The organism is Streptomyces sp. NPDC050842, assembly GCF_044456565.1.
GTDB lineage: Bacteria > Actinomycetota > Actinomycetes > Streptomycetales > Streptomycetaceae > Streptomyces.
In genome coordinates, this window is sequence record NZ_JBITGA010000004.1 from 182,301 (window position 1) to 208,047 (window position 25,747).

Here is a 25,747-nt window from a genome sequence, read left to right on the forward strand (position 1 = left end):
GCGTTTCACGTCACCGCACCGTAAGGTGCGGTGGCGCGGCTCCAAGGGACATGGAACCGCGAGGCAGTCGGAGGAGGAGACGTGGGAACACCCCCGGGCGCAAGCCACTACAACGGATACGACGCGTACCAGGCGCCGCAGGGCGACACCGCGCAGAACCGGTTCAACTTTCCCTCCGCCCCGAGCAGACAGGGCGCTACGCAGCCCTATCGGCAGCCTCAGGCCCAGCACACGCCCGCGGGTTCGCCGAGCGCCCCGCGCGCTTCGTCCTCGGGCGGTTCGGGCGGGCACAACCCGCTCGTGCGTCCCTACGCGATGACCGGCGGCCGGACCCGGCCGCGCTACCAGCTCGCCATCGAGGCGCTGGTCAGCACCACGGCCGATCTGTCCAGGCTGCAGGGGCAGTTGCCCGAGCACCAGCGGATCTGCCAGCTGTGCATCGAGATCAAGTCGGTCGCCGAGATCTCGGCCCTGCTCTCCATTCCTCTCGGCGTCGCCCGGATCCTCGTCGCCGACCTGGCGGAGGCCGGACTTGTCGCCATCCACCAGCCAGGCGGCGACGAGGCCGCCGGCGGCCAGCCAGCCGTGACACTGCTCGAAAGGGTGCTCAGTGGACTTCGCAAGCTCTAGCGGCGGTGCAGCCCGCTCAACCACCAGCGCGAAGATCGTGGTGGCGGGCGGCTTCGGCGTGGGCAAGACCACGTTCGTCGGCGCCGTCTCGGAGATCAACCCGCTGCGTACCGAAGCCGTCATGACGTCTGCGTCCGCGGGCATCGACGACCTCACGCACACCGGCGACAAGACGACGACGACTGTCGCCATGGACTTCGGCCGTATCACCCTGGACCAGGACCTGATCCTGTACCTCTTCGGTACGCCGGGCCAGGACCGCTTCTGGTTCATGTGGGACGACCTGGTCCGCGGCGCCATCGGCGCCGTCGTCCTCGTCGACACCCGCCGTCTCGCCGACTGCTTCCCCGCCGTCGACTACTTCGAGAACAGCGGCCTCCCCTTCGTCATCGCCCTCAACGGCTTCGACGGACACCAGCCGTACCAGCCCGAGGAAGTCCGCGAGGCCCTGCAGATCGGCCCGGACACCCCGATCATCATCACCGACGCCCGCCACCGCGCGGACGCCAAGAGCGCGCTCATCACCCTCGTCGAGCACGCCCTCATGGCCCGCCTGCGGTAGTCCCGACGGACGTCCGTACGGATCTACTGAGGAGGCCCCGCGCACCGGTCGGTGCGCGGGGCCTCCTTCGTGCGTCCGGCGGGCATCCCGGCGGGTGTCCGGGCCGCGGTACGCCGAAGGCCCCCGCTCCGGGTGGGAGCGGGGGCCTTCGGCGCGGCGGGGGTCAGCCCTGCCAGGAGTGGGAGGGGCGGAAGCCCGACTGGCGCTCCAGGCGGCGCCAGCCGGCCGTGGAGCGGCCGTCGTGCGCCGCCGCGTCCTCATCGGGGCGGGCGGCCGCGCGGGCGAGCAGGACCGCCGTGATGGCGGCGAGCTCCTCGGGGTCGGCGTGGCCCTTCTCTACACGGAGAAGATTGGCAGGGGTGGTCACGTTGGTCGGCTCCTCTTACTGAGGCGGGTTGCCGTGCTTGCGGGACGGCAGGTCGGCGTGCTTGGTGCGGAGCATCGCGAGGGACCGGGCGAGCACCTGGCGGGTCTCGGCGGGGTCGATGACGTCGTCGACCAGGCCGCGCTCCGCCGCGTAGTACGGGTGCATCAGCTCGGCCTTGTACTCCTTGACCATGCGGGCCCGCATGGCTTCGGAGTCCTCGGCCTCGGCGATCTGCTTGCGGAAGATCACGTTGGCGGCGCCCTCGGCGCCCATGACCGCGATTTCGTTGGTGGGCCAGGCGTACGTCAGGTCGGCGCCGATGGACTGGGAGTCCATGACGATGTAGGCGCCGCCGTAGGCCTTGCGCAGGATCAGGCTGATCCGGGGCACGGTCGCGTTGCAGTACGCGTACAGCAGCTTCGCGCCGTGGCGGATGATCCCACCATGCTCCTGGTCGACGCCCGGCAGGAAGCCGGGTACGTCCAGAAGGGTGATGATCGGAATGTTGAAGGCGTCGCACATCTGCACGAAGCGGGCGGCCTTCTCGGAGGCCTCGATGTCCAGGACACCGGCCAGCGACTGGGGCTGGTTGGCGACGATGCCGACGACCTGGCCGTCGATCCGGGCCAGGGCGCAGATGATGTTGCGCGCCCAGCGCTCGTGGATCTCCAGGTAGTCGCCCTCGTCGACGAGCTCCTCGATGACCTTGTGCATGTCGTACGGGCGGTTGCCGTCGGCGGGCACCAGGTCGAGCAGGACGTCGGAGCGGCGGTCCGCCGGGTCCTCGGAGGCGACGGTCGGCGGGTTCTCGCGGTTGTTCTGCGGGAGCATCGACAGGAGGTAGCGGACCTCCGCGATGCAGGTCTCCTCGTCGTCGTACGCGAAGTGCGCGACGCCCGAGGTCTCGGCGTGCACGTCGGCGCCGCCGAGGCCGTTCTGGGTGATCTCCTCGCCGGTGACCGCCTTGACGACGTCCGGGCCCGTGATGAACATCTGCGAGGTCTCGCGGACCATGAACACGAAGTCGGTGAGGGCGGGGCTGTAGGCCGCGCCGCCGGCGCACGGGCCGAGCATCACGGAGATCTGCGGGATGACTCCCGAGGCCTTGGTGTTGCGCTGGAAGATGCCGCCGTAGCCGGCGAGCGCCGAGACGCCCTCCTGGATACGGGCGCCGGCGCCGTCGTTCAGGGAGACCAGCGGGGCACCGGCCGCGATGGCCATGTCCATGATCTTGTGGATCTTCGTCGCGTGGGCCTCGCCCAGCGCGCCGCCGAAGATCCGGAAGTCGTGCGCGTAGACGAAGACCGTGCGGCCCTCGACCGTGCCCCAGCCGGTGATGACACCGTCGGTGTACGGCTTCTTCGCCTCCAGGCCGAAGCCCGTCGCCCGGTGGCGGCGCAGCTGCTCGACCTCGCTGAAGGAACCGGCGTCGAGGAGCAGCTCGATGCGCTCACGAGCGGTCAGCTTGCCCTTCGCGTGCTGGGCCTCGGTGGCGCGGTCACTCGGGCCGCGGAGCGCCTGCTCGCGCAGGACGTGCAGCTCGGCCACTCGGCCACGGGCGTCAGCGGGCTCGCTCGGGATCTGGTCCACAACGGTCATGTACCGACCCTACGAAGTCGGACAAGAAAATCCCGCCGTCGACTCCGTACAGTCTCCCGTGTCGATTCCTGGTGGGGCTGGACAGAACCGTGGCCCGTCCAGCCCGAGTCAACAGCCAGGCACCCCCCGTGTTTGTGGGGTTCTCACATAGACGATCGAGCGCCTTAGACGATGATCTCGCAACGGTGCGTGGCTCCCGCCGTACCGGGGGTGATCCGCAGACGGAGCGAACCGCCGGTGCCGAGCACCTCCACCGAGGGGTCGTGCGCGAGCACCCGGCGGACCGGGCGGTCCCAGACCAGCTCCAGCGGCTGACCCGTGCGGGGCGGTTCGGCGACCCTCAGGTCGAGCACCGAGCGCCGCCGGCGGACGAGGACGCTCGCCGGGGCGGTGACGGTGAGCGGCCCCACCGTACCGGCCTCCCAGAAGTTCACCGCGGTCAGTCCGAGGGACGGGACGGCGACCGCCTGCCGCTCGGCGGTGTTGTCGAGAACGTGCAGCCAGCCGGGGTCGGCGGCGCGGGCGGCGATCCGGCGCCGGGAGGCGCCGGGCATCAGGACGTACGCGTACGAGGCGGCGACCGGGTCCGTGCCGTGGTCGAGCCAGAGCGTCCGGTAGCGGCGGGTGCGGCGCTCGGTCGAGCTGGTGGTGTTGATGTCGCTCCAGGCGCCGGTGCGGTCGTCGAGGAGGGTGTGGAGGTTGCCCGCGCCCGCGGACGAGGAGCCCGCGGGGAAGACCCAGCCACCGTGGCCGTCCAGGTGGGCCCAGCCCTCGCCCGTGGTGAAGGCCTGCGTGCCGCTCTCCCCGAGGAGGCGGTTGTCGACGACCGTCTCGACGGGCACGCCGTCGGTCGCGGTGATGCCCGCGCCGAGGCAGATGACGGCGTCCGCCGCGCAGAACCAGGACTTCCGGGCCTCCAGGGTGGAGCCGAGGCCCTTGAGGTGCTGGCCGACGGCCGCGTACTCGCCGTCGCTGGCGCCGCCGACCCACCGGACGGCCGGCTTGGGCGCGCCCCACTCGCCGCCGGCCCGGTCGGCGAGGCGCCGGGTGGAGACGGTGGTGCCGGGGAGGCGGTACGGGTCGACGGTGGGCCAGAACCAGTCGGTGTACTGGTCGCCGAGGTCCGGGGTCCACCAGGAGAGCATCCCGGCGCCGGTGTGCCAGCCGCGCGGGTTCTCGCCGTTGCCGCACTCGTAGTACGAGATCCGCTGCGAGGCCATGGCGATGTTGGCGGCCCAGCCGGGGCGGCGGTGCACGGCCCGGTCCATGGCGGTGAAGAGCCGGTGTCCGGTGGGCTCGGGCGCGGCGGCGACGGGGGCGGCGGCCACGGCGTGCAGCCGGGCGAGGTCGGCGACGCCGAACTGGCGGGCGGCGAGGATCGGGGAGACGGTGTCGCGCCGGATCCACCCCTTCACGCGCGCGTGCCAGTGGTCGCGCTCGGCGGGCGAGGCCCCGCCGAGCGCGACCAGGGCTATCGCGGCGATCACGCCCTGGCCGTGGAAGTGGTCGGAGCGCATGATCTGCCGGTCGTCGTTCTTGAGGTACCCGCGGCTGATGGCGCGGCCGTTGACGCTGTCCATCATCAGGCCGTCGTAGATCAGGGGCGCGTAGGCCTTCTCGACGCTGTCGAGGACGATCTGCCGGTTCGGGTCGGTGACCGCCCAGGTGGAGCCGGCGAGGAGCGAGAAGAGCCGGCCGAGGCCGTCGAGCATGACCTGCCCGTAGGTGCCGGAGTAGGCGACCCAGGTGTGCTGGACGAAGGAGCCGTCGGCGTAGAGGCCGTCGCCCTGGGTCACGTACGGGAAGACGGGCGAGAGGGCGTCGCGGGCGAGGGCGATCTTGGCGGGGTTCGCGCCGAGGACCCCGCGCAGGGCGACCGAGCGGCACAGGTCGACGCGGTTGGCGCCGGTGGAGGTGCCGCTGTAGTTCGCGAGCACCGAGTCCGGGACGAAGTGGTCGACGGCGGCGCAGGCGGCGGCGATCCGTTCGGCGCCGAGGTGGGGGTGGAGCGCGGCGACGATGTCCATGAGGAGGCGGGGGCTGCCGATCTGCCACTCCCACCAGTTGCCGTAGCGGGGTGCGCCCGCGCGGTAGACCGTGGCGGAGAGGTGGTCGAGGCCGGTCAGGACGTCGGCGAGCAGAGCGGGGTCGCCGGTGAGGCCGGTGCCGGGCTGCGCGTACGCCTGGGTCATGGTCCACAGGCGGCTGTAGCTCTGGGTGATGCCGGCCGGCGGGTCGAAGGTGACGCCGGGCCAGAGGGACGTGGGCGCGGGGGCCATGGAGGCGCGGAAGGCGCGGGCGAGGGTGCCCGTCTCGGCGAGCTTGGAGGCGTAGGGCTCGGCCCCGGCGTCGAAGCCGGAGCCGAGCGCGAGGTCGAGCCAGCGGAGCCGCAGCGCCTCGAACTCGCTCTCCGCCGCGGAGGCGGGGAGCGGGAGTCCGAGGGCCGCGGCCGTGGCGGAGGCGGTGATCAGGAACGTACGACGGGACCAGGCGGGGACGGGCACGGGAGCCTCCCGGGGGAAGTGGTGGAGACCGTTCGGCGCCTGGTGTAACACCGGTTTTCCGACGCAATCAATGAGCACGGCACGGGCGGGAGCCTGTTCGGCGAAAGCGCTTACCGCCCGGTGCCGGCCGCTCGGCTCCCGTCAGCTCCCGTCAGCTCCCGCAGTGGAAGCGGGCGTTCCCCCAGTCCGCGTGGTCGTTGCCGTTGCTGTCGCCGCCGTCTCCGACCACCAGGTCGACATAGGAGGCGCCGGTGATGTCGGCGGTCAGCGACCAGGCGGCGTCCGTGGCCTTGAGGACCGGGGACTTCGCCTTCTCCGTGCCGTCCGCGAGCACGCTGAACTGGACGGTGCCCCGGCTGGTCTGGACGTCGTCGACGCCGACCTCGGCGGTGAGGGAGGTGCACCGGCCGCCCAGGTAGTAGCGGACCTTGGCGGGGGCGTGGCTGCCGAGTCCCTTGGCGTACGTCACTCCCCCGATCCGCAGCGGTGAGCCGTCCCCGGTGCCGGTCTCGCCGTTGGAGAGGTCGCGCTCGACGGGTCCCCATCCGTTGGCGGACGAGGTCCAGTCGAGGTCGCTCGCCCAGCTGTCGGCGGTGGGCGGCGGGGGCAGGGTGCGGACGGACGTGGCGGCGGTGAGCTTCCGCGCGCCGCCCCCGAGGGTGTACGTGACCTCGGCGCCCAGCGTGTACGGCCGGTAGGCGGCGTCCACGGGCGGGGTGACCCGCCAGGAGACGGTGGTGCTGCCGCCCGCCGCGACGGGGTCGAGGGTGACGGGCGCGGCCGGTTCGGCGGTCCAGCCCTCGGGGAGGGTGAGCGCGGCCCGGGCGCCGGTGATCGCGGCGGCCTCGTCGTTGGTGAGCGTCGCCGTGACCTCGTTGGCGCGGCCGGGCTCCAGGGTCTCCGGGGCGGCGACGGCGAGGGTGCCGCAGGCGGCCCGCTCGGCGGCCGGGCCGAGGTCGGTGACGGTGAAGGAGTCGAGGACGAAGTCGGCGCCGTCGGGGGCGTCGCCGCGCTTGCGGAGTCCGGTCCAGGTGTCGCCGCAGCCGGCCGTCACGGTCTCGGAGAAGTGCCCGGTCGTGCTCTGGTGCCCGATCGGGGTGCGGCGGGTCTCGACGGCCGGTCCGGTGCCGGTCGTGCGGTCGTAGCCGGTGACCCACTCGTACGCGCCCGCGTGGCTGGACTGGTAGTCGTACTCCACGCGGTAGGTGTGGCCGTCCTTCATCGGGACGGTCCAGGGCGCGGTGCGGTAGACGAGGCCGCTGTTCTCGTCGTGCGACTTGAGGGACTCGGCGCCGCCGATGACGTCGTCGATCGGCTTTCCGTTCCAGCCCGCCTGGGTGTACGGGGCGTGCAGCTGGGCGATGTGGGTGCGCGGGTCGGTCGTCCCGCCGGAGTCGCCCTTGAGGAAGGGGCCCCAGCCCTGGTCGACGGCCTCGAAGTCCTCGTACGCGGCCGTTCCGGCCTTCGTCGCCGGTGCGTTGGCCACGATCCGGACGTCGTCGATCCGGACGGTCGCCGGGCTGCCGCTCGCGGCCTCGATCCGCAGCGGGGTGGAGCCGCTCGCCGGCGCGGTGAAGGTGACCTTGGCGCGCTGGAAGCGGGTGCCGTTCCAGTCGGAGGCGGCGACCCGGTCGTCGAGGGCGGAGCGCTCGACGGTGACGGAACGCCCGCCGATGGAGAGGGTGGTGGGGCGCGTCTTTCCGGGTTCGACCTCGATGAGGGCGGAGGCGGTGTACCGCTTGCCGGGGGTGAGGCCGGTGATCTGCTGGCGTACGGACGCCGTGGCCGAGCCGCTGAGCTTCGCGCTGTTGCGGCCCTGCGCGTCGGTGTCACGGGCGACGGTGCCCGACGTGGCCCAGCCGCCGAGCTCGGCGTCGTTGAAGCCGGGGTCCTTCACCGGGGTTCCCTGGCCCCACTGCGGGGCGGGCTGCGCGGGGGCGCGGTTCGGGTGGAGGACGTAGGGCTGTCCGGCGACGGCGTCGAGGGTGATCTTCCCGTCGACGGGCCGCACGGTCGCGGCCTTCACGCGGCCGTTGTCGGTGAGCTTGTAGACGGAGTACGAACCGCTGCCCGGGACGCTCCACGTGGTGGAGCCGCCCGCCTTGTTGTAGTGGTACAGCTTCTTGCCGCCGTCCCAGGGCAGCAGGTAGTTCTCGCCGTCGAGGACCTTGCGGCCGTTCTCGTAGAAGGTGCGGCTGCCGTCCTCGACGGTGCCGCGGACACCGCCGGTGAAGGTGATGTCGTTGCCGTTCCAGCGGGTGATCCGCTGCTGCTGGAGGTATTTGGCGGGGAGGTTCCGCTGCCAGATGTTGGCCGTGAAGTCGTTCCAGTCGGTCTCGCCGGTCCAGCCCTCGAAGTCGACGAGCGCGGTCTGGCCGAGGACCGGGTGGTTGTTCCAGACGTCCTTCTCGCCGTTGCGGATGAAGCGGATGATCCGGGAGTTGAGGCCCTTGTTGGTGGCGCCGCCGTAGTCGAGGTCGTTGGCCCAGTGGGACCAGAGCGAGGCGCGCTCGAACTTCTCGGACCACTCGGTGGCGACGTTCCAGCCCTGCTTCTGGACGGCCTGGACGGTCTTGTCGGCGATCCAGCCGTGTGTGTAGTAGACGTCGATGTAGAGGGCCGAGAGGTTGGGGTCGGTCTCGTCGCGCAGCTGCTGGAAGCGGCGGGCGAGGTCGCCGCTGTTGATGTCCCGGCGCTGGTCGATGTAGTAGCTCTGGTTGAGCCAGTTCCAGCCGGGCTTGGTCTTGTCGACCAGGGTCTCGCTGAAGTTCTTCGCCTCGGGGTACGACTCGGTGGCGTTGACGTGGACGCCGAAGCCCGCGCCCCACTTCCTGCCTTCCCTGAGGAGGGTGTTGAGGTCGGCGAGGCCGCCGGCGCGCTTGTTGTAGTTGCCGCCGTAGTCGGGGTGGGCGGAGTCGTGGCCCTCGGAGCCGTACCCCTTGAGCAGCGCGAACTGGCCGAGTCCGTCGGTGGCGAGCGAGATCCGCTTGACGTCGTCGAGGGTGCGCAGGAAGGGGTGCGTGGCCTGCGAGGCGAAGTTGAACGGGATGTGGGCGACCACCCGGTCGGGGGTCTGCTCGCTGCCGGGCGCCTTGATCCCGATCGCACGGAAGGCGAGGGCGCCGTCCTGCCAGTCGGTGGCGCCGTCGGCGTTGGCGTCGGGGGTGACGACGACCTTGGCCCAGGGCAGGCCGTCGCCGCTCTCGGGCTGCGGGGCGCCGGCCCCCCGGTAGGTCCACTGGCCGGACCAGACGCCGACGCGGGTCTCGGTCGCGGTCGTCCTGGCCTGGTGCCAGAAGCGGGCGCCGTCGCGGGCCGAGGCGCCGGCGGGCTTGTCGTAGCTGGAGTTGGACTCGACGGCGGCGGCCAGCCGGCCGGTGTTGACGATCGCGTAGCTCGCGCCGACCGCCGAGCTCTCCGCCGGGGTGCTCGCGGTGACCTGGGCGAAGACGTCGGCGGTGCGGGTGGAGTCCGGGTCGAGGCGGGTGAAGGCGGTGGCGGCGCCGCCGTCCGACGAGCCCACGGAGACGAGGTCGTGGCCGGGGATGTCGAGGGTGCCGACGCGGAAGGTGTCGGTGTCGCGGACGGCGGTCACGCGGAAGGTGGTGGTCCGGTCTTCGACGCTCAGGCTCGCGTCGATCTCGACGCCGGGCAGCGCGGGGAAGGCGAGGGTGTACGCGGCGGAGGCGGCCGTCAGGACGGGGGCGCCCTTGGCCTGGACGGCGTAGGGGGCGCCGTTGAGGACGACCTGCGTCACCGGCGCCGTGCTGCCGAGGAGGCGGGCACCGCCGGCCCGGTCGGTGTACGAGAGGACGCGGGGGAAGTCCTCGGCGACGGCGACGGAGAGCCGGTCGGAGGCGATGACGGCCGAGGCGGTGTCCTCGGCCCTGGTGTCCGCGACGGTGGTCCGGCTCTCGGCGAGGGCGGGTCCCGCCAGGGCGAACACGGCCGACGAGGCGGCGGCGAGCGCGCAGGCCGCACGGATTCTTCGCGACTTGGGGAGGGGCATGCGCACTAGTTGGCCCCCGCCCCGGCGGCACCGTCAACGAGATCGCGCCGCGCGGGCCCCTCCAGTCCAAGAACCCCCTCCGGTTAGTCCAAGTGACCACCGGAGAGGGTTCTTTACGGGCGGGGCGTGCGGTCAGCAGCCGCCGCAGTTGTAGAAGGTCACGTCCCAGTGGTTGCCCTCGTCGGCGTAGACGTTGCCCGCGCCGGACTTCCACTGCGGGGCGCCGTCACCGCGTACACCGATGTACGTGAAGGTGTTCTTGATGTAGTTCCCGACGCACGTGTACTTGCTGAAGTCGAGCTTGTAGCCGTTCCAGTGGGAGTACGTGCCGCTCGCGTGGCCGGTCTCGGTGCCGCCGGTGATGTTGAGGGCGCATCCGCTGGCGCTCTTGAGGGTCTGGGCGCCCTGGGCGGTGGCGAGGTTGAGCTGCTCGAAGGACGTACAGGTCGAGACGTTCCGGTTGGAGCAGTTACCGGACGACGACCAGGTGATCCCGGAGGACCGGAACATCGAGGTCGCGGTGGCGTGGCTGATCTTGGTGACCGCGTGTGCCTCGCCTGCGGCGGTGAGGACGCCGACGCCGGGGGCGAAGAGTGCCCCGAGGACGAGGGCGAGGGCGGTGAGGACGGAGCGGAGCTTCATCGGGAGTGCCTCCTGCTGGTGACCGTGACGGTTGGGGACGGCGGTGCAGGTGGTGCCGGTGGCGCGGGTGGAGCCGGCGGTGCAGGTGGTGCCGGTGGCGCGGGTGGAGCCGGTGGATCCGGTGGCGCAGGGAGATGGTGCCGCAGTTCTACGCGCGTCCGAAAGAGGGCGTCGGACGTCTTTCGGCGCCGTGCGGGTGAACATCTGCCATAGATGTTGAAAGTTGAACGGAATGGGGTTACAGTCGTTCTCGTTGAAGGTTCAACCAATCCGATCAAGGAGCTGTCCGCCATGGGTCTCTTCGGCCGCAAGAACACCGAGTCCGCCACTGCCACCGCCACCCTCGCGGTCGACCCGGCGCTCGCCGCCCTGACCGGCGACTACACCATCGACCCGGCCCACAGCAGCATCGGATTCACCGTCCGTCACGCGATGGTCACGAACGTCCGCGGCACCTTCGCCGAGCACGAGGGCGCGCTGACGCTGGACGGCGCGAACCCCGACGCCTCCTCCGCCTCGATCGACGTCAAGATCGCCTCCATCGACACGGGCATCAACGACCGCGACGGCCACCTGCGCAGCGGCGACTTCTTCGACGCCGAGCAGTTCCCGCTGATGAGCTTCCGCTCCACGCGCGCCGAGCAGCTGGGCGGCGAGAAGTACCGGGTCACCGGCGACCTGACGATCAAGGACGTCACGAAGCCGCTCGCCATCGACCTGGAGTTCAACGGCACGGCCACGGACGTCTACGGCAATGAGCGGGTCGGCTTCGAGGGCTCGGCCGAGATCCTCCGCTCCGAGTGGGGCCTGACCTGGAACGCGGCCCTGGAGACCGGCGGCGTCATGGTCAGCGACAAGGTCAAGCTGAACTTCGACATCTCCGCGATCAAGACCGCCGCCTGATCGACCGGAAGTCCTCCCGGACACACGAGCGCGCCCGCCCTCCGCAGCAGCGGAAGGCGGGCGCTCGGCGTTCGTGCGGGGCCCGGTCAGACCGCCTTCGCCGCCTCGACGACAGCCGCGACCAGCCGGACGTTCTCGGCCGCGCCCGGGCCTCCGGCGAAGGCGAAGCGGCGGCGCGCGTAGCCGTAGGCGAGGCCGGTCGCCGGGTCGGCGAAGGCCTGGGAACCGGGGGCGCCGCTGTGGCCGACGGCGGCCGCGCTCAGGGACGGGTAGCGGAGGGCGAGCGGGACCAGGCCGAGCGCGAAGGCGTTCTCCATCCCGGTGACGAGGTCGGTGCCCTTCGAGTGGACCCGGGCGAACTCGGCGAGGGTCTCGGGCGCGAGGAGCGGGGGCCGGCCGTCGAGCTCGCCCGCGATCGCCGCGTACATCCGGGAGACGCCACGCGCGGAGCCGACGCCGCCGCCGGCGAGCGGAGCCCGCTCCCGTACTTCCCGGGAGTTGGCGTAGTCGACCATGTCGAAGGGCGTGTCGGCGTGGAAGTTGAACGCGATGGCCATGAGGCTGTCCGGCGCGATCGGGTTCTCCGCGAGGAACGCCTGCTCGGCGGGGGTGGGCAGCATCGGCAGGGCCGTGCGGAAGCGGGGTTCGAGCTCCTCGGGCAGTCCGAGGTGGTACTCGATGCCGTACGGGGCGCGGATCCGCTCCTCGTACAGCTCCTGGACCGTCCGGCCGGTGGCCCGCAGGACCACCTCGCCGACCAGGGCCCCGATGGCCAGGGCGTGGTAGCCGTGCCCGGCGTCCGGCTCCCAGTAGGGGCGCTGGCCCGCGAGGCGGGCGGCGATCAGCCGGTCGTCGGCGAGCTCCTCGGGCGAGAGGCCGCCCTCGACGCCGATCACGCCGGAGCGGTGGGCGAGCAGCTGGCGGAGGGTGATCCGCCCCTTGCCCTCGGCCGCGAACTCGGGCCACCAGGAGGAGACCTCCCGGTCCAGGTCGAGGGCGCCCTCCTGGACGAGGAGGGCGGTGACCAGCGCCATGGCGCCCTTGGAGCAGGAGTAGAGCCCGAGCAGGGAGTCCCCGTCGACGCCGTCACCGCCCCACAGGTCGACGACGAGACGGCCGCGGTGGTGGACGGCGAGCTGCGCGCCGCCGTCCCGCGCCTCGTTCGCGGCGACCTCCGCGAACACCTCTCGTACGGACTCGAACCCGGGCTCCACCGTGCCGTGGACGTGGACGTCGCTCATCGCGCGCTCTCCCCCATGTATGCCGCTGCCGTGATCCATCTAATCAAACACTAGTGCGGTAGAGGGTGCGACTGGCCTCCCGCGCACCCGAGTTCGCCGCCGCTCCGTCCCGGGAGGTCGCGAAGAGCAGGCCCGCCGTGAGGAGGACCACGGCGCCGGTCGCCGCGTGGATGCCGAGCGCGGCGGCGTATCCGCCTCCGTGGGTGAGGACGGCGAGGCAGTCCCCGAAGGGGACGATCGCGAGGAGCAGCATCACCCAGGCCAGCGGACGGCGCTTGCCGAGGGCGAGCAGGGTGAGCACGATCGCGCCATTGGCGAGGTCGCGGCCCGCCTTGACCGTGAAGTATCCGGCGGCGTCGCCCTGGGGCCAGGCGGGGATGCCGAAGCCGGTGGCCGCCCACTCCGGGGCGAACAGGAAGTTGATCCCGAACCAGAGGCAGGCGAGGCCGAGCAGGACGGACAGGACGGTGGCGAGGCGGTGCGTCTTCATGGTTTCCCCTGAGTGTGGATCCAGCGTCGCTAGGACTGATAGCAACGCTAGACCTAGCGCCGCCCTCATGTCTAGCGGTGCTAGAAAATAGGCGTGTCGTGCACCCTGCCGGTCAACGGCATTGTCAGTGGGGGTCGCTAGCGTCGGCCGTATGGAATTCCGTATCGACAGCAGTGTGTTGACCGACGCCGTGGCCTGGGCGGCGCGCGTCCTGCCGGCCCGCTCCCCGATGCCCGTCCTCGGCGGTCTGCTCCTGGAGGCGGCCGATGGCCGGCTGCGGGTCTCCGGGCTCGACCACGAGGCCTCCGCCCGCGTCGAGGTCGAAGCCGACCCGGTCACCGAGGGCCGGGCCCTGGTGCTCGGCCGCCGACTCCTGGACATCTGCAAGGTGCTGCCGCACGGTCCCGCGGAGCTCGCGGTGGAGGGCGCCCGCCTCACGGTGACCTCGGGCGGCGCCCGCTTCGGCCTCTCCCTGCTGCCGGTCGACGACTACCCGGCCCCGCCCGCGCTGCCCGAGGTCCGGGGCCTGGTGGACGGGGACGCCTTCGCCGCGGCGGTCGGCCAGGTGGCCGTGGCGGCGGGCCGGGACGACTCCCTGCCGGTCCTCACCGGGATACGGCTCGCGCTGGACGGCTCGACGATGACGGTGGCGGCGACCGACCGCTACCGGTACGCGGTCCGCACCCTGGAGTGGCACCCGGACGCAGGGGCTCCCGCCGGGGCGCCCGGGGCAACCGGCGCGTCCGAGCCGCCCGAGCCCGCCGACGTGGTCGTCCCGGCCCGCCGACTGACCGAGATCGCCCGCTCGCTCGCGGGCGGCGGCCCCGCCCGCCTCGCGCTCGACGCCGGCTCGATCGGCTTCGAGAGCGCGGGCATGCGCACCACGACCCGGCTGCTCGACGGCCGGCTCCCCCGCCACGACAAGCTCTTCGCCCTCGGCGACCACGCCCTGGCGGTCACGGAGCGGTCCACGCTGACCGCGGCCGTCAAGCGGGTCGCGGTGGTCGCCGAGGGCGACAGCCCGGTCCAACTGACCTTCTCCGCCTCGGGAGTCCACCTCCAGGCGGGGTACGAGGACGACGTGGCCTCCCAGCACCTCCCGGGCACCCTCGCCGGGGCGGACTCCATGACGGTCGCCTTCAACCCCGGCTACCTCCTGGACGCGCTGACCTCCCTGGACGCCCCGGAGGTCCGCTTCCACCTCCTCGGCCCCGGCCAGCGGGCCCTGCTCACCGATGCCGAGGAGCCGACCCACCGACATCTGCTGATGTCGGTGAAGCCCCTGGTCTGACCTGAATTCCGGCCGCCCTTCGGCCATTTCAGATGCTCATAAAATCGCACGACTCCCACCGGTGCCCGCCTGCCGCACCCCCGCCGCGCCACGTGATACCTCTGCCCCATGGACGATCCCTTTTGCCCCAGTTGTCACTCCTCTGACGTGCGCCGGGTCCGCGCCATCGCGCTGGCCCGCGCCCTGAGCGCCGCCCCGTCGGCCTGGTGGGGCACGGTGCTCAGGCCGTAGCTCAGGCGGGCCAGGGCCTGTTCGGCGCGGGCCGACCGGATGTGCGGGTAGTGGTCGAGGAAGAGGCTCCAGTGGCCGAAGGCCTCCTCCGTCTCCCCGTCGCCGAACAGGACCTCGGCGAGCCGAGCCTGGGTGAGCGCGTGCGCGCGGTGCTGCCCCGGCGGACGCAGGGCGACGGCCTGGCGCAGCGCCCCCACCGCCTCCTTCCGCTGCCCCAGGGCATGGAAGACCTCCGCCCGCTGGTAGTCGAGGCCCGACCGCGGATAGGCGGTGAAGGGGCCGGGCCGGCCGGTGGCCCGGTCGTGCAGCCGCTCCGCGGCGGCCATGTCGGCCCGCGCCGCCCGCTCCTCCCGCTTCAGGGCGTACGTGAGCGAGCGCTGGACCAGCGCGAAGGAGACGGTGACGTCGTCCCCGGTGGCCCGCGCCGCGCGCACGGCCTCGTCCGCGTAGGCCGCCGCGCTCCCCCGGTGCCCGAGCCGGGCGGCCTGGGCGCTCAGCGAGCGCAGCACGATCGCGCGCATCCGCAGGTCCTCCGCCTCGGCGGCGAGCCCCAGGGCCAGCCGGTAGTACCGCTGGGCGAGCCCCGACCGCCCCGCGTCGTCCGTCGACGCGGCCAGGACATGGGTCAACTGCGCCGCGCTGGTGAACAGTTCGGCGCGCAGCCCGGGCGGGGCGGTGGACCGGAGCGCCCTGGCCACGTCGTCGCCGAGGTAGGCGGCGAGCGCGGTCCGGGCGTGCCCGCCGCCGTGCGACGCGGCGAGGTCGCTGAAGACCTGGGTCAGCCGCCGCATCAGCTCGACGTCCCCCGCGCCCGCCCGGTGGGTCATGCGGGGCGCCGGCCGCCCCGTACCGCCGCGGCGTCCGGGCGGCGGGACGTAGGCCGCGTCGTACACGATCTCGGCGAGCAGGCCGCGGCGCGTGGGGCTCGCGTCGCTCCGGCAGAGCGCCATCAGCTCCCGCACCGGGTCGGCCCGGGCCGGCGGCGCGGCCGCGTCGGACCCGGCGCCGCCCCCGGCCCTGACGAGCCCGGTCTCCTCGGGCGTCACCACCCGGTCGAGGCGCTGACTCAGCGCCTGCGCCGCCAGTTCACCCGCCGGCGGGCGGGGGAAGGAGCCCGCCATCCAGTGCGCCACCGCCGAGCGGTCGTACCGCAGGGGGATGCCCTGCCGGGTGCCGAGGGCGTTCACGGCCCGGGCCAGGTCGCCGGCGCTCCACCGCGCCTCGGCGAGCAGCCCGTTCAGCAGATGACCGGTACGTCGAGTGGTCACGGCACTGTCCTCCTTCTCATGCGCGTCCGTCCTGTCCATGGTCCCCTCACGGCAGCCTGACCACTTGGGCGGCGTAGGCGACGCCCGCCCCGAACCCCGACAGGAGGGCCAGCCCGCCGGAGAGTTCGGGCCGTTCGCCCAGCAGGGACTCCATGGCCAGCGGGATGGAGGCCGCGGAGGTGTTGCCGCGCCGGACCACGTCCCTGGCCACGGCCACGGTCGGGGGCAGCCCGAGCGCCTTGGCCAGACCGGTGATCATGCGGTCGTTGGCCTGGTGCGGGATGAAGGCGTCGAGCTCCCCGGCCGCGATCCCGGCGCGCTTCAGGGCCTGGCGCGCGTTCTCCGGCACGTGGGCCATGACCCAGCGGTACAGCTCGGGACCGCGCATCCGCAGGTACGGAGGCCGGGTCTCGCCCTCCGGTGGGTGCCGCGGGTCGCCGGGCGCCCGGCTGAGGAGGTCGCCCTGCGTGCCGTCGCTGCCCCACGCGGCGGCGGAGATCCCGGGCTCGTCGGAGCCCTCGACGACCACCGCGCCCGCGCCGTCGCCGAAGATGACGCTGGTGGTTCTATCGGCGGACTCGACGATGTCGGACATCCGCTCCGCCCCGACGAGCAGGACGCGGCGGAACACGCCTCCGGAGACGAGGCAGCGGGCCAGTTCGAGACCGGTGGCGAAGCCGGCGCAGGCGGCGGAGACGTCCAGGGCAGCGCGTGGCGCCGGGTCCAACCGGTCGGCGATCTCCCGGGCGAGCGAGGTGTCGCCCGCGAGGTGGCTCATCGTGGCCGCGAGGACGCAGTCGATGTCGCCCGCTCCCAGGCCCGCCCGCCGCACGGCCCGTTCGGCCGCGTGCGCCCCCATGAGGGCGAGGGTCTCGTGCGGGGCCGCGAGACCGCGCGCGCCGATGCCGGTGCGGGCGCGGATCCACGCGTCGGTGGAGTCGAGACGGTAGGTGTCGATGAGTTCGGCGTTGCCGACGGAGCGGACCGGGTGGTACGCCGCGACCGAGACGATCCGCGCGTGGCGACGCGTCGTGCTGCTCGCCGGGCGCACGGTCAGGAGTGCGGAGCCGGTCGGGAGGCGGGCAGCGGTGCCGGGCTCGCCGGCCCGTGGACGCCGTCGTCGACGAGGAGGAGTTCGACGCCGGCCTCCGCGACCGTCTCGGAACCGACCCGCGCGGTGCCGCGGAACGAGGCGGCGGCGCCGGCCGCGCCGAGGGCTCCCTTGGGGTCCTCGGCGGCACTGGTGACGTCACCCTCGAAGACGACGGTCTCGCCCGCGTGCACGAGCTTGTCGGCCCTGAGGAACCAGGTGACGGGCAGCCATCGGAGGTGCCCGCCGCGCGCGGCGACGGCGTGGTCGATGAGCGTGGTCATGCCGACGGAGAGAGTGGCGACGGGGAGCACCGGGTGGCCGGCGAAGTGGCCGGGGCACATCGCGGGGGTGACGGTCAGCGCGGCCGAGCCGTGGCCGCCCCGGACCTCCACCTCCTCCAGGGGCATGGGAAGGGAGTACGGGTTGACCGTGACGGGCGCGTCGGGGACCCGGTCGCCGAGGACCCGTTCGAAGACGGGCTGCGCCAGCACGTCGTACTCGACGTCGAGGGTGGCGAGCAGCACCCCGTCCCGGTCGGTGAGACGGGTGGCCGCCGCCGCGCGCCGCGGGGAGGCGAAGAAGGCACTGGCGCTGCCGGTCAGCCCGTCGGCGACGGGTGCGCCCTGCGGCGTGGCGGGGGCGTGCCAGCTGCCCCGGGCGGCGCGGGCCAGGTAGAAGTGGCGGCCCTCGCGGGGGTTGACGGTGGCGGCGGCGCAGAGTCCGGTGATCGCGAGGTGGCGGCCGATCTCGGAGATGCCGATGGGGGTGGCCTGGCGGCCGCCGTCGGCCTCGGCGGCTATCTCGGCGGTGACCTCGCCGGGCGCCTCCCTGCGCAGGTCACGGAGGGCGAAGTAGGGGGGTTCGACGCAGATCAGACCGTCGACGTCCAGCGGTGCGGTGGTGCTGTTCGGCACGGTGGTGCGACCTTTCGGTGTGTTCGCGGCGGCGCGGGCCGCGCCGCCGCGAGCACTGTCACCGATCACCGTTCGTGTGAGCACGTTTACTCAACGCGTTCAACGCGTGGGGCCGTCGGGCCCGCGGAAGCCGCGGTCAGAACCCGCCGCCGCCGAAGTCGCCGCCTCCGCCGAAGTCGCCGCCTCCGCCGCCGAAGCCGCCGCCCGAGCCGAAGTCGCCGCCGGAGAAGTCACCGCTGGAGAAGTCGCCACCCGAGAAGTCGCCGCCCTCGAATTCGCCGCCGCCGTACTCGGAGGCGTACGCCGGGGTGGCGAGCATGGAGCCGAGCATGGTGCCCACGAGGAGGCCGGGGAGCAGGCCGCCGCCGAAGTAGCCGCCGGCCCAGGGGCCGTAGGCGGGTCCCGCCTCCCAGTAGGGGCGGCGGCCCGAGTCCGTGTCGACGGTGCGGGCGAGGGGGTCGAGTCCGTCGTCGAGGCGGGCGGCGTCGGCGGCGCAGACCGGGACCTGGCGAGCGGCGCTGCCGGCGGGCCTCCACTCGCGGTCCTCGGTGGAGAGTCCGTGGCGCGGGTCGAAGAAGCAGGGAGGCCGCCGCTCGGGCAGCGGGCGGGACTCGCGGCGGGCGGCGAGCAGGGCGAGGGAGAAGCGGCCGTCGTCCAGGGCGTGGGTGACCGCGCGGACGTCGTGCGGGTGGGCCGCGGAGCCCATCAGGGACTTGGCTTTGTCGTACGAGTCGAGGGCGCGTTCGTAGTCGTCGCGCTTGGCGTCGTCGGCGCCGGGCTCGGCGGGGTGGAAGTCGAGGCGTTCGAGCTCCTCGCCGAAGGCGGTGATGTCCTCGTCGACGACGACCCGCAGCTTGTCGAGGGCCGCCCGCTCCTCGGCCTCCTTGCGGAGCCTCTTGCGGCGGACGACGGCGTAGGCGGCTCCGCCGCTCACGGCGACGACCGCGCCCAGGGTGACGAGTCCGGCGACGGGGACCCCGGAGTCCGCGCCGACGGCACCCCAGCTGGAGGGGGCGGAGCCGCGGATCGTGGGGAGGGCCTGGTCGGCGAAGTTGTTCAGCTCGGTGGCCGCGTCGACGTCGGGCTGGCGGACGGAGGTGACGAGGTTCTCCACGGCCCGCTGCGAGATGACGGAGGAGTCGGCCTTCGCGTCGAAGCCGTCGCCGAGACGGATCGCGTACAGGCCGCTGACGCCGGTCTGGGTGCGCAGGATCTGGAAGAGGTCCTCCGGCGGGTACTCGGCGGTCGCCGGCAGGACGGCCATGAAGAGCGGCTTGTCCGCGTCCTTGATCTTCTGGGCGAGGGCGTCCGCGTCGGCCTGCGAGAGCTGGTCGGCGGCGCCCGGGTCGACGTACACCGGGCCCTGCTTCAGGGCGGCGGCCGCGTCGGGTATCCCCATGGCCCTGGCGCCCACGGAGGGGGCCAGGGCCAGGAGCAGCAGGAGTATCAGCCCGGCGAGGGCCGACAGCGCGGAAAGCGACCTGGTCCTCATGTATCGAAGCTACCCGAATAGCCCCAAACAAGACATAGGTGGCCGATTCGGTTTGCCAGGTGGCCCGGTCCGGTCTACTCGGCGGGGTCGATCCCGGCCCGCAGCAGCCCGTACGTGAAGGCGTCCTCCAGTGCCTGCCAGGAGGCCGCGATCACGTTCTCGCCGACGCCGACCGTGGCCCACTCGCCATTGCCGTCGCTGGTCGTGATCAGGACCCGGGTCGTGGACTCGGTGCCGTGGCGGCCCTCCAGGATGCGGACCTTGTAGTCGACCAGCTCGAACTTGGCGAGCTGCGGGTAGATCCGCTCCAGGGCCACCCGCATCGCCAGGTCGAGGGCGTTGACCGGGCCGTTGCCCTCGGCGGTGGCGACGATCCGCTCGCCCTTGGCCCAGAGCTTCACCGTGGCCTCGTTGGCGTGGGTGCCGTCGGGGCGGTCCTCGACGATCGCGCGCCAGGACTCCGTACGGAAGTAGCGGCGGGCCCGGCCCTCGGCCTCCTCGCGGAGCAGCAGCTCGAAGGAGGCGTCGGCGGCCTCGTACGTGTAGCCCTGGAGCTCGCGCTCCTTGACCCGCTCGACGACGCGGGCGACGAGCGCGCGGTCGTCGCCCAGGTCGACGCCGAGCTCCTTGCCCTTGAGTTCGATCGAGGCGCGGCCGGCCATGTCGGAGACGAGCATCCGCATGGTGTTGCCGACGAGCTCGGGGTCGATGTGCTGGTAGAGGTCCGGGTCGACCTTGATGGCGGAGGCGTGGAGCCCGGCCTTGTGCGCGAAGGCGGAGACGCCGACGTACGGCTGGTGCGTGGAGGGCGTGAGGTTGACGACCTCGGCGATGGCGTGCGAGATCCGGGTCATCTCGGCGAGGGCGCCCTCGGGGAGGACCTGCTTGCCGTACTTGAGCTCCAGGGCCGCGACGACGGGGAAGAGGTTGGCGTTGCCGACGCGCTCGCCGTAGCCGTTGGCGGTGCACTGGACGTGCGTGGCGCCCGCGTCGACGGCGGCGAGGGTGTTGGCGACGGCGCAGCCGGTGTCGTCCTGGGCGTGGATGCCGAGGCGGGCGCCGGTGTCGGCGAGGACGGTGGAGACCACGGCCTGGATCTGGGCGGGGAGCATGCCGCCGTTGGTGTCGCAGAGGATGACGACGTCGGCGCCGGACTCGTGCGCGGCGCGGACCACGGCCTTGGCGTAGTCGGGGTTGGCCTTGTAGCCGTCGAAGAAGTGCTCGCAGTCGACGAAGACGCGGCGGCCCTGGGCGGTCAGGTGGGAGACGGTGTCGCGGACCATCTCCAGGTTCTCGTCGAGGGTGGTGCGCAGGGCGAGCTCGACGTGCCGGTCGTGGGACTTGGCGACGAGGGTGATCACCGGGGCGCCGGAGTCGAGCAGCGCCTTGACCTGCGGGTCCTCGGCGGCGTTGCCGCCGGCCCTGCGGGTCGCGCCGAAGGCCACGAGCTGCGCGTTCTTGAACGCGATCTCCTGGCGGGCGCGGGCGAAGAACTCCGTGTCGCGCGGGTTGGCGCCGGGCCAGCCGCCCTCGATGAAGCCCACGCCGAAGTCGTCGAGGTGGCGCGCGATGGTCAGCTTGTCGGCGACCGTGAGGTTGATGCCCTCACGCTGCGCTCCGTCGCGCAGCGTCGTGTCGAAGACATGGAAGCTGTCGTCGACACGGCGGTCGTCGAGGCGCGGGCTCTCGCCGTTCTCCGTGGTCATGACTGTGATGGCTCCTGTCGGATGTGGCTCCGGAAGGTCTGGATCCACTTGCCCCCATTCTCACGCGCTGTCCGCTTCCGGCGTGGGTGGGGCCGGAAAACGAAAAAACCCCTCGCGGGTGCGAGAGGTCTGCGCGCGGGTCTGAGGCACGGTGTCCACTGCCGCGGGGGGTTGTGCCGCGGAATCAGTGGCCACTGCGGACCGGCGCGCCGCTGCCGATAATCATCGTGGTAGCAAGCACGCCGGAAGTCTGACACAGGTGAGGGGCCGCCGGGCCGGCGGTCTCACGATACGGGCAGCTGATCTCGTTTCTGGCCGGGCAGGGTGCCGGGGCCGCCGGAGCCGGAGGCGCCGACCCGGCCCAGGTCGATGTCCCGGGTCTCCCGCATGACGAGATAGACGACCAGGGAGACGGCCGCACAGCCCGCCACGTACCAGGAGAAGCCGGACTCGATCCCCGCGTTCTTGAACCACAGCGCCACGTACTCGGCGGTGCCGCCGAAGAGGGCGTTGGCGACGGCGTACGGGAGGGCGACGCCGAGAGCGCGGATGCCGGTCGGGAAGAGCTCGGCCTTCACGCAGGCGTTGATGGAGGTGTAGCCGGTGACGACGAGCAGCGCGAGCAGGGAGAGGCCGAGGGCCGGCCAGAAGGAGCCCGCGTGCTTCAGCATCGCGAGGATCGGCACGCTGAGGACGGTGGAGCCGATCGCGAAGGTGATGAGGAGCGGGCGGCGGCCGATCCGGTCGGAGAGCGCGCCGGCCAGCGGCTGGAGGCAGGCGAAGACGATGAGGGCGCAGAATGAGACCAGCGTCGCGGTCTGCTTGGGCAGCCCGGCGGAGTTGGAGAGGTACTTGGTGAGGTACGTGGTGTACGTGTAGTAGGCCACGGTCCCGCCCATGGTGAGGGCCACCACGAGGAAGGCCTCGCGCCGGTGCCCCCAGAGCGCCTTGAGGGTGCCCTGCTCGCCGGCGGCGACCCCGTCGCCCGCGCTCTCCTCGTACACGTCCGTCTCCAGCATCGTGCGCCGCAGGTAGAAGACGACGGCCGCGCCGAGGGCGCCGATGACGAACGGGATCCGCCAGCCCCAGCTGTGCAGGGCCTCGCTGGACATCGTCTGCTGGAGCACGATCAGCAGGCCGAGGCCGAGGACCTGGCCGGCGGTCATCGACACGTACTGGAAGCTGGAGGCGAAGCCGCGGTGCTCCGGCGCCGAGGCCTCCGTGAGGTAGGTGGCGCTGGCGGCGTACTCGCCGCCGACGGAGAGCCCCTGGAGGAGGCGGGCGATCAGGAGGACCGCCGCGCCGCCGTAGCCGGCGACGGCATAGGTGGGGGCCACGGCGATCAGGAGCGCCGAGGCGGACATCAGGGTGACGGTGAGGGTGAGCGCCGCCTTGCGGCCCTTGCGGTCGCCGACCCGGCCGAGGAGCCAGCCGCCGACGGGCCGCATGAAGAATCCGACGGCGAAGATGCCGGCGGTGTTCATGAGTTTCGCGGTGTCGTTCCCCTCGGGGAAGAAGGATCCCGCGAAGTAGGTGGCGAAGCTCGCGTACACGAACCAGTCGAACCACTCGACCATGTTGCCGGCGGAGCCGACCCAGATCTTCTTCCAGTGCTCTCGTCCCATGGACCGGAACCGTGCCGGAGGTCACGCACGGCCAACAAGGCTGTAGCGCACAACGATCCTGTGTACTTACGTGCGTTACGGTCGCGGCAGCAGGTCCTGCTCGATGAACTCCCGTACGTGGGCGAGGACTTGCTCTCGTCCGGTGCCCGGGATGCCGACGGCCACATGCACACTGAAGCCGTCGAGCAAAGCCCTCGTACGGGTGGCGAACCGGTCCGGGTCGACCGCCCGGAACTCCCCCCGCGAGACCCCTTCGGCGAGGATCGCGACCAGGTCCCGGTGCCAGGCCCACTCGATGGCGGCCTGCCGGGCGCGGGCGTCGTCGTCGGCGTTCGGCGAGCGGTTCCAGACCTCCAGCCACAGGGTCCAGTGCGGGTCGCGCGGCCCGTCGGGCACGTACACGTCGACGTACCCGTCGAGCCGCTCGCGCGCGGTCCCCGGCCGGGCGAGCAGCGCGCTCCGCGCGGCGCCGAGCCGCCCCTCGCTCCACTCCAGGGTCTGGAGCAGCAGCTCGTCCTTGGTGCGGAAGTAGTAGAGCAGGTGCCCGCTGCTCATCCCGACCTGCCGCCCGAGCCCGGCCATGGTGAGCCCGTCGAGCCCGCGCTCGGCGATGGTGTCCATGGCCGCGGCGAGCACGTCCTCGCGGGGCGGGGCGGCCTGGTTGCGGCGGCGGGGAGAGGGTGGGGTCGGGTCGCTGCTCTGACTCACCCGTATGTTCTACAGGATGGCCCCGTCGGGGCCGGTCCGGGCCCTGTCGGGTCGGCTCCCGGTCCACGCGCGGAGCTTCTCCGGGTTGCGGACCGCCCAGATGCGGGTGACGCGCTCGCCGTCGAGCTCGAACGCGGCCACGGTCACGGTCACCCCGGTGTGCTGGGCGACGAGCCCGGGCAGGCCGTTGACCGTCCGCTCCAGGAGCCTCAGCCCCGGGGCCCTGTCGGCGATGTGGATCAGGTACGCGGCGATCTGCTCGGCGCCCTCGACCGGGTGCAGGACGGTGCCGACCAGGCCGCCGCCGTCCGAGACCATCGCGGCGTCGGGGTCGAGGAGACCGACGAGGGCCTCGATGTCCCTGGCCTCCCACGCCTCCTTGAAGTGCCGCACCAGACCGGCCTGCCCCGGCGAAGGAGCCGACGGCGCCGCCGGGGCCCGCGCGGCGCTGACGCGCCGACGGGCCGAGGTCGCCAGTTGGCGGCAGGCGGCGGGCGTCCGCCCGATGATCTCGGCGATCTCCGCGAAGGGGTAGCGGAAGACGTCGTGGAGGACGAACGCCACGCGCTCGGCCGGCGTCATCGACTCCAGGACGACGAGGAAGGCCATGCTCACCGACTCGTCCAGGGTGATCCGGTCGGCCGGGTCGTCCCCGCCGGCCCACTCCGCGCGGTCGGGCAGCGGCTCGGGTACCCACGCCCCGACGTAGCGCTCGCGCCGGGCCCGCGCCGAGCCGAGCACGTCGAGGCAGATGCGGCCGGCCACGGTCGTCAGCCAGGCGCCGGGCGACGCGATGGCCGCCTGCTCCCGCCGCGACATCGCGTACCAGCGGGTGTACGTCTCCTGTACGGCGTCCTCGGCCTCGGCCAGTGAACCGAGCAGCCGGTAGGCGAGGTTGGTGAGGTGGCGCCGCTCGCCGACGACGGCGTCCGGTTCCCCCTCGGGCTGTGTGCTCATGACGGCGACCGCTCCCCGCTTCTCCCCGTGGGTCCGACGCCTCGCCTCACATTTCGCGGGGCTGCGTCGTCGGACTGTCGAGAGAGTACCGATCCACCGCCGCGAGGCAGAAGAAGGGACCACATCATGGCCGTACAGACGACTCCGGCACCGGGCAGGTTCGCGTTCTCGCAGGTCGCGGTCGCCCTGCAGACCCTGGCCCTGTTCTTCCAGGCGGTCACCGCCGGCATGCTGCTGTCCGGGTCCCTCGGCGCGACGCTGCACGACGCCGGCTCGAAGGTGATGTACGGCGCGTCGATGCTGTACCTCGTGGCCGCGATACTGGCGTGGCGGCGGGGCGGGGGCTCCCCCCGCCCCGCCCTGTACGCCACCGGCTTCCTCGTGCTCGCCTCGGCGCAGGTGGTGCTCGGCGTCGCGCACGTGCCGTCGGTCCACGTCCCCCTGGGCATCGTGATGTTCGCCCTGAGCGTGCTGGCGCTGGCCGCCACGGTGCGGACTACACGCGGGGCTGCTGCTGCGTGATGCAGTGGATGCCGCCGCCGCCCGCGAAGATCGCCCGCGCGTCGACCAGGGTCACGGTTCGCTCCGGGAAGAGGCGGCGGAAGATCTCCGCGGCCAGCTCGTCGTGCGGGTCGTCGAAGGCGCACAGGACCACGCCGTCGTTGCACAGGTAGTGGTTGATGTAGGAGTAGTCGACCCAGTCGCCCTCCTCGTCCTTGAGGACGGTGGGGGCGGGGATCTCGACGACCTCCAGGGGGCGGCCCTGCGCGTCCGTCTGGCCGCGGAGGATGCTCACGTACATCCGCGAGCGCTCGTAGTCCGGGTGGTCCGGGTCCTGCTGGCTGTGGACGAGGACCGTGCCGGGGCGGGCGAAGGCGGCGACGATGTCGACGTGGCCCTGGGTGCCGAAGAGGCCGTAGTCGCCGCTGAGGCCGTGCGGGAGCCAGATGGCCTTGGTGGTGCCGAGCTTGGCGTGGATCTCCGCCTCGACCTGCGCGCGGGTCCACTCCGGGTTGCGGCCCGAGCCGAGCTGGACGGTGTCGGTCAGCAGGACCGTGCCCTCGCCGTCGACGTGGATCGCGCCGCCCTCGTTGACGAGCGGGGAGGAGAGCACGGGGACCCCGGCAACGTCCGCGACATGGCGGGCGATCTTGGAGTCGTGCTCCCAGCGGGCCCAGTCCTGGGCGCCCCAGCCGTTGAACACCCAGTCCACGGCGGCCAGTTCGGTGCCGTTCGTGACGAAGGTCGGGCCGATGTCCCGCATCCAGGCGTCGTCGAGGTCGCGCTCGACGAGCTCGACGTCCTCGCCGAGGAGGGCGCGCGCGGATTCCGTGTCGCCGGGGGCGACGACCATCGTCACCGGTTCGTAGCGGCGTACGGCCAGGGCCACGGACGCCCAGGCGGCGCGCGCCTCGGCGAGCTCCTCCGCGTTGGTGAAGGTGGGGTTGGTACCGGGCCAGGCCATCCAGGTGCGCTCGTGCGGCATCCACTCGGCGGGCATACGGAAGGTCATCA

21 protein-coding genes are annotated in these 25,747 nt (G+C 72.5%); 5 read left to right on the forward strand and 16 right to left on the reverse strand.

Features of this window, described 5'->3' with window-relative positions; all coding sequences use genetic code 11:
* Positions 1-81 precede the first annotated feature (81 nt).
* Positions 82-630 carry a DUF742 domain-containing protein gene (locus tag ACIBG6_RS13970; protein ID WP_399222830.1) on the forward strand — a complete coding sequence of 183 codons (549 nt, stop codon included), beginning with the start codon at positions 82-84 and terminating at the stop codon, positions 628-630.
* Positions 611-1,192 (forward strand): ATP/GTP-binding protein, encoded by a 582-nt coding sequence (locus ACIBG6_RS13975; RefSeq protein WP_024756258.1) that lies wholly within the window; start codon positions 611-613, stop codon positions 1,190-1,192. The genes ACIBG6_RS13970 and ACIBG6_RS13975 overlap by 20 nt, the downstream gene beginning before the upstream one ends.
* A 163-nt stretch (positions 1,193-1,355) precedes the next feature.
* On the opposite strand, the gene ACIBG6_RS13980 is transcribed toward ACIBG6_RS13975, so the two are convergent.
* The 5 genes from ACIBG6_RS13980 to ACIBG6_RS14000 all read right to left on the reverse strand — a co-directional run bounded on the left by ACIBG6_RS13980 (position 1,356) and on the right by ACIBG6_RS14000 (position 10,313).
* Complete coding sequence (locus ACIBG6_RS13980; RefSeq protein ID WP_399222831.1) at positions 1,356-1,559, reverse strand: acyl-CoA carboxylase subunit epsilon; 204 nt, start codon at positions 1,557-1,559, stop codon at positions 1,356-1,358.
* Between the two features lie 15 nt (positions 1,560-1,574).
* The gene (locus ACIBG6_RS13985) at positions 1,575-3,158 is read right to left on the reverse strand and encodes an acyl-CoA carboxylase subunit beta (protein WP_317599469.1); all 1,584 of its coding nucleotides are present in this window, start codon (positions 3,156-3,158) and stop codon (positions 1,575-1,577) included.
* A gap of 164 nt (positions 3,159-3,322) precedes the next feature.
* Positions 3,323-5,662 (reverse strand): polysaccharide lyase 8 family protein, encoded by a 2,340-nt coding sequence (locus ACIBG6_RS13990; protein WP_399222832.1) that lies wholly within the window; start codon positions 5,660-5,662, stop codon positions 3,323-3,325.
* A gap of 151 nt (positions 5,663-5,813) precedes the next feature.
* The gene (locus ACIBG6_RS13995; protein WP_399222833.1) at positions 5,814-9,671 is read right to left on the reverse strand and encodes an endo-alpha-N-acetylgalactosaminidase family protein; all 3,858 of its coding nucleotides are present in this window, start codon (positions 9,669-9,671) and stop codon (positions 5,814-5,816) included.
* A gap of 132 nt (positions 9,672-9,803) precedes the next feature.
* Positions 9,804-10,313: a hypothetical protein gene (locus tag ACIBG6_RS14000; protein WP_399222834.1), complete on the reverse strand. Its 510-nt coding sequence runs from the start codon at positions 10,311-10,313 to the stop codon at positions 9,804-9,806.
* 291 nt (positions 10,314-10,604) lie between these two features.
* On the opposite strand from ACIBG6_RS14000, the gene ACIBG6_RS14005 reads away from it, so the two are divergent.
* A complete protein-coding gene (locus tag ACIBG6_RS14005) occupies positions 10,605-11,216 on the forward strand; it encodes a YceI family protein (protein WP_399222835.1) in 612 nt (203 codons plus the stop codon).
* 86 nt (positions 11,217-11,302) lie between these two features.
* Here the strand turns inward: ACIBG6_RS14005 and ACIBG6_RS14010 are convergent, their stop codons facing one another.
* Together ACIBG6_RS14010 and ACIBG6_RS14015 are read right to left on the reverse strand one after the other, a co-directional pair.
* Entirely contained in the window at positions 11,303-12,457 is a 1,155-nt protein-coding gene (locus tag ACIBG6_RS14010; protein ID WP_399222836.1) for a serine hydrolase domain-containing protein, read from the reverse strand.
* A 43-nt stretch (positions 12,458-12,500) separates the two neighbouring features.
* A complete protein-coding gene (locus ACIBG6_RS14015) occupies positions 12,501-12,947 on the reverse strand; it encodes a DUF4267 domain-containing protein (protein ID WP_399222838.1) in 447 nt (148 codons plus the stop codon).
* A 151-nt stretch (positions 12,948-13,098) separates the two neighbouring features.
* On the opposite strand from ACIBG6_RS14015, the gene dnaN reads away from it, so the two are divergent.
* Positions 13,099-14,238 carry a DNA polymerase III subunit beta gene (dnaN, locus tag ACIBG6_RS14020; RefSeq protein ID WP_399222839.1) on the forward strand — a complete coding sequence of 380 codons (1,140 nt, stop codon included), beginning with the start codon at positions 13,099-13,101 and terminating at the stop codon, positions 14,236-14,238.
* A gap of 134 nt (positions 14,239-14,372) precedes the next feature.
* Here dnaN and ACIBG6_RS14025 read toward each other — a convergent pair whose 3' ends face one another.
* From ACIBG6_RS14025 to sigJ, 8 genes are all read right to left on the reverse strand, one after another.
* Complete coding sequence (locus tag ACIBG6_RS14025; RefSeq protein WP_399222840.1) at positions 14,373-15,737, reverse strand: tol-pal system YbgF family protein; 1,365 nt, start codon at positions 15,735-15,737, stop codon at positions 14,373-14,375.
* A 46-nt stretch (positions 15,738-15,783) separates the two neighbouring features.
* Entirely contained in the window at positions 15,784-16,788 is a 1,005-nt protein-coding gene (locus ACIBG6_RS14030) for a beta-ketoacyl-ACP synthase 3 (protein ID WP_399222841.1), read from the reverse strand.
* Positions 16,789-16,790: 2 nt separating this feature from the next.
* A complete protein-coding gene (locus tag ACIBG6_RS14035; RefSeq protein WP_399222842.1) occupies positions 16,791-17,744 on the reverse strand; it encodes a hypothetical protein in 954 nt (317 codons plus the stop codon).
* 136 nt (positions 17,745-17,880) lie between these two features.
* Entirely contained in the window at positions 17,881-19,236 is a 1,356-nt protein-coding gene (locus tag ACIBG6_RS14040; RefSeq protein ID WP_399222843.1) for a hypothetical protein, read from the reverse strand.
* 74 nt (positions 19,237-19,310) lie between these two features.
* Positions 19,311-20,942 carry a citramalate synthase gene (gene cimA / locus ACIBG6_RS14045; RefSeq protein ID WP_399222844.1) on the reverse strand — a complete coding sequence of 544 codons (1,632 nt, stop codon included), beginning with the start codon at positions 20,940-20,942 and terminating at the stop codon, positions 19,311-19,313.
* A 284-nt stretch (positions 20,943-21,226) separates the two neighbouring features.
* Positions 21,227-22,567 carry an MFS transporter gene (locus tag ACIBG6_RS14050; protein ID WP_399222845.1) on the reverse strand — a complete coding sequence of 447 codons (1,341 nt, stop codon included), beginning with the start codon at positions 22,565-22,567 and terminating at the stop codon, positions 21,227-21,229.
* Positions 22,568-22,642: 75 nt separating this feature from the next.
* Complete coding sequence (locus ACIBG6_RS14055; protein ID WP_399223352.1) at positions 22,643-23,188, reverse strand: TetR/AcrR family transcriptional regulator; 546 nt, start codon at positions 23,186-23,188, stop codon at positions 22,643-22,645.
* A 96-nt stretch (positions 23,189-23,284) separates the two neighbouring features.
* A complete protein-coding gene (gene sigJ, locus ACIBG6_RS14060) occupies positions 23,285-24,232 on the reverse strand; it encodes an RNA polymerase sigma factor SigJ (RefSeq protein ID WP_399222846.1) in 948 nt (315 codons plus the stop codon).
* A 126-nt stretch (positions 24,233-24,358) separates the two neighbouring features.
* Between sigJ and ACIBG6_RS14065 the strand changes: the two genes are divergently transcribed.
* Entirely contained in the window at positions 24,359-24,754 is a 396-nt protein-coding gene (locus ACIBG6_RS14065) for a hypothetical protein (RefSeq protein WP_399222848.1), read from the forward strand.
* Here the strand turns inward: ACIBG6_RS14065 and ACIBG6_RS14070 are convergent.
* Positions 24,729-25,745 carry an agmatine/peptidylarginine deiminase gene (locus ACIBG6_RS14070; RefSeq protein WP_399222849.1) on the reverse strand — a complete coding sequence of 339 codons (1,017 nt, stop codon included), beginning with the start codon at positions 25,743-25,745 and terminating at the stop codon, positions 24,729-24,731. The two genes, ACIBG6_RS14065 and ACIBG6_RS14070, sit on opposite strands and share 26 nt — an antisense overlap.
* Positions 25,746-25,747 lie beyond the last annotated feature (2 nt).

Bases quoted from the DNA above. Each gene is read 5' to 3' on its own strand.
- ACIBG6_RS13985 (WP_317599469.1), bottom strand. From the start codon at position 3,158: ATGACCGTTGTGGACCAGATCCCGAGCGAGCCCGCTGACGCCCGTGGC.
- ACIBG6_RS13995 (WP_399222833.1), bottom strand. From the start codon at position 9,671: ATGCCCCTCCCCAAGTCGCGAAGAATCCGTGCGGCCTGCGCGCTCGCC.
- ACIBG6_RS14000 (WP_399222834.1), bottom strand. From the start codon at position 10,313: ATGAAGCTCCGCTCCGTCCTCACCGCCCTCGCCCTCGTCCTCGGGGCA.
- ACIBG6_RS14005 (WP_399222835.1), top strand. From the start codon at position 10,605: ATGGGTCTCTTCGGCCGCAAGAACACCGAGTCCGCCACTGCCACCGCC.
- ACIBG6_RS14010 (WP_399222836.1), bottom strand. From the start codon at position 12,457: ATGAGCGACGTCCACGTCCACGGCACGGTGGAGCCCGGGTTCGAGTCC.
- ACIBG6_RS14015 (WP_399222838.1), bottom strand. From the start codon at position 12,947: ATGAAGACGCACCGCCTCGCCACCGTCCTGTCCGTCCTGCTCGGCCTC.
- dnaN (WP_399222839.1), top strand. From the start codon at position 13,099: ATGGAATTCCGTATCGACAGCAGTGTGTTGACCGACGCCGTGGCCTGG.
- ACIBG6_RS14040 (WP_399222843.1), bottom strand. From the start codon at position 19,236: ATGAGGACCAGGTCGCTTTCCGCGCTGTCGGCCCTCGCCGGGCTGATA.
- cimA (WP_399222844.1), bottom strand. From the start codon at position 20,942: ATGACCACGGAGAACGGCGAGAGCCCGCGCCTCGACGACCGCCGTGTC.
- ACIBG6_RS14050 (WP_399222845.1), bottom strand. From the start codon at position 22,567: ATGGGACGAGAGCACTGGAAGAAGATCTGGGTCGGCTCCGCCGGCAAC.
- ACIBG6_RS14055 (WP_399223352.1), bottom strand. From the start codon at position 23,188: ATGGACACCATCGCCGAGCGCGGGCTCGACGGGCTCACCATGGCCGGG.
- sigJ (WP_399222846.1), bottom strand. From the start codon at position 24,232: ATGAGCACACAGCCCGAGGGGGAACCGGACGCCGTCGTCGGCGAGCGG.
- ACIBG6_RS14065 (WP_399222848.1), top strand. From the start codon at position 24,359: ATGGCCGTACAGACGACTCCGGCACCGGGCAGGTTCGCGTTCTCGCAG.
- ACIBG6_RS14070 (WP_399222849.1), bottom strand. From the start codon at position 25,745: ATGACCTTCCGTATGCCCGCCGAGTGGATGCCGCACGAGCGCACCTGG.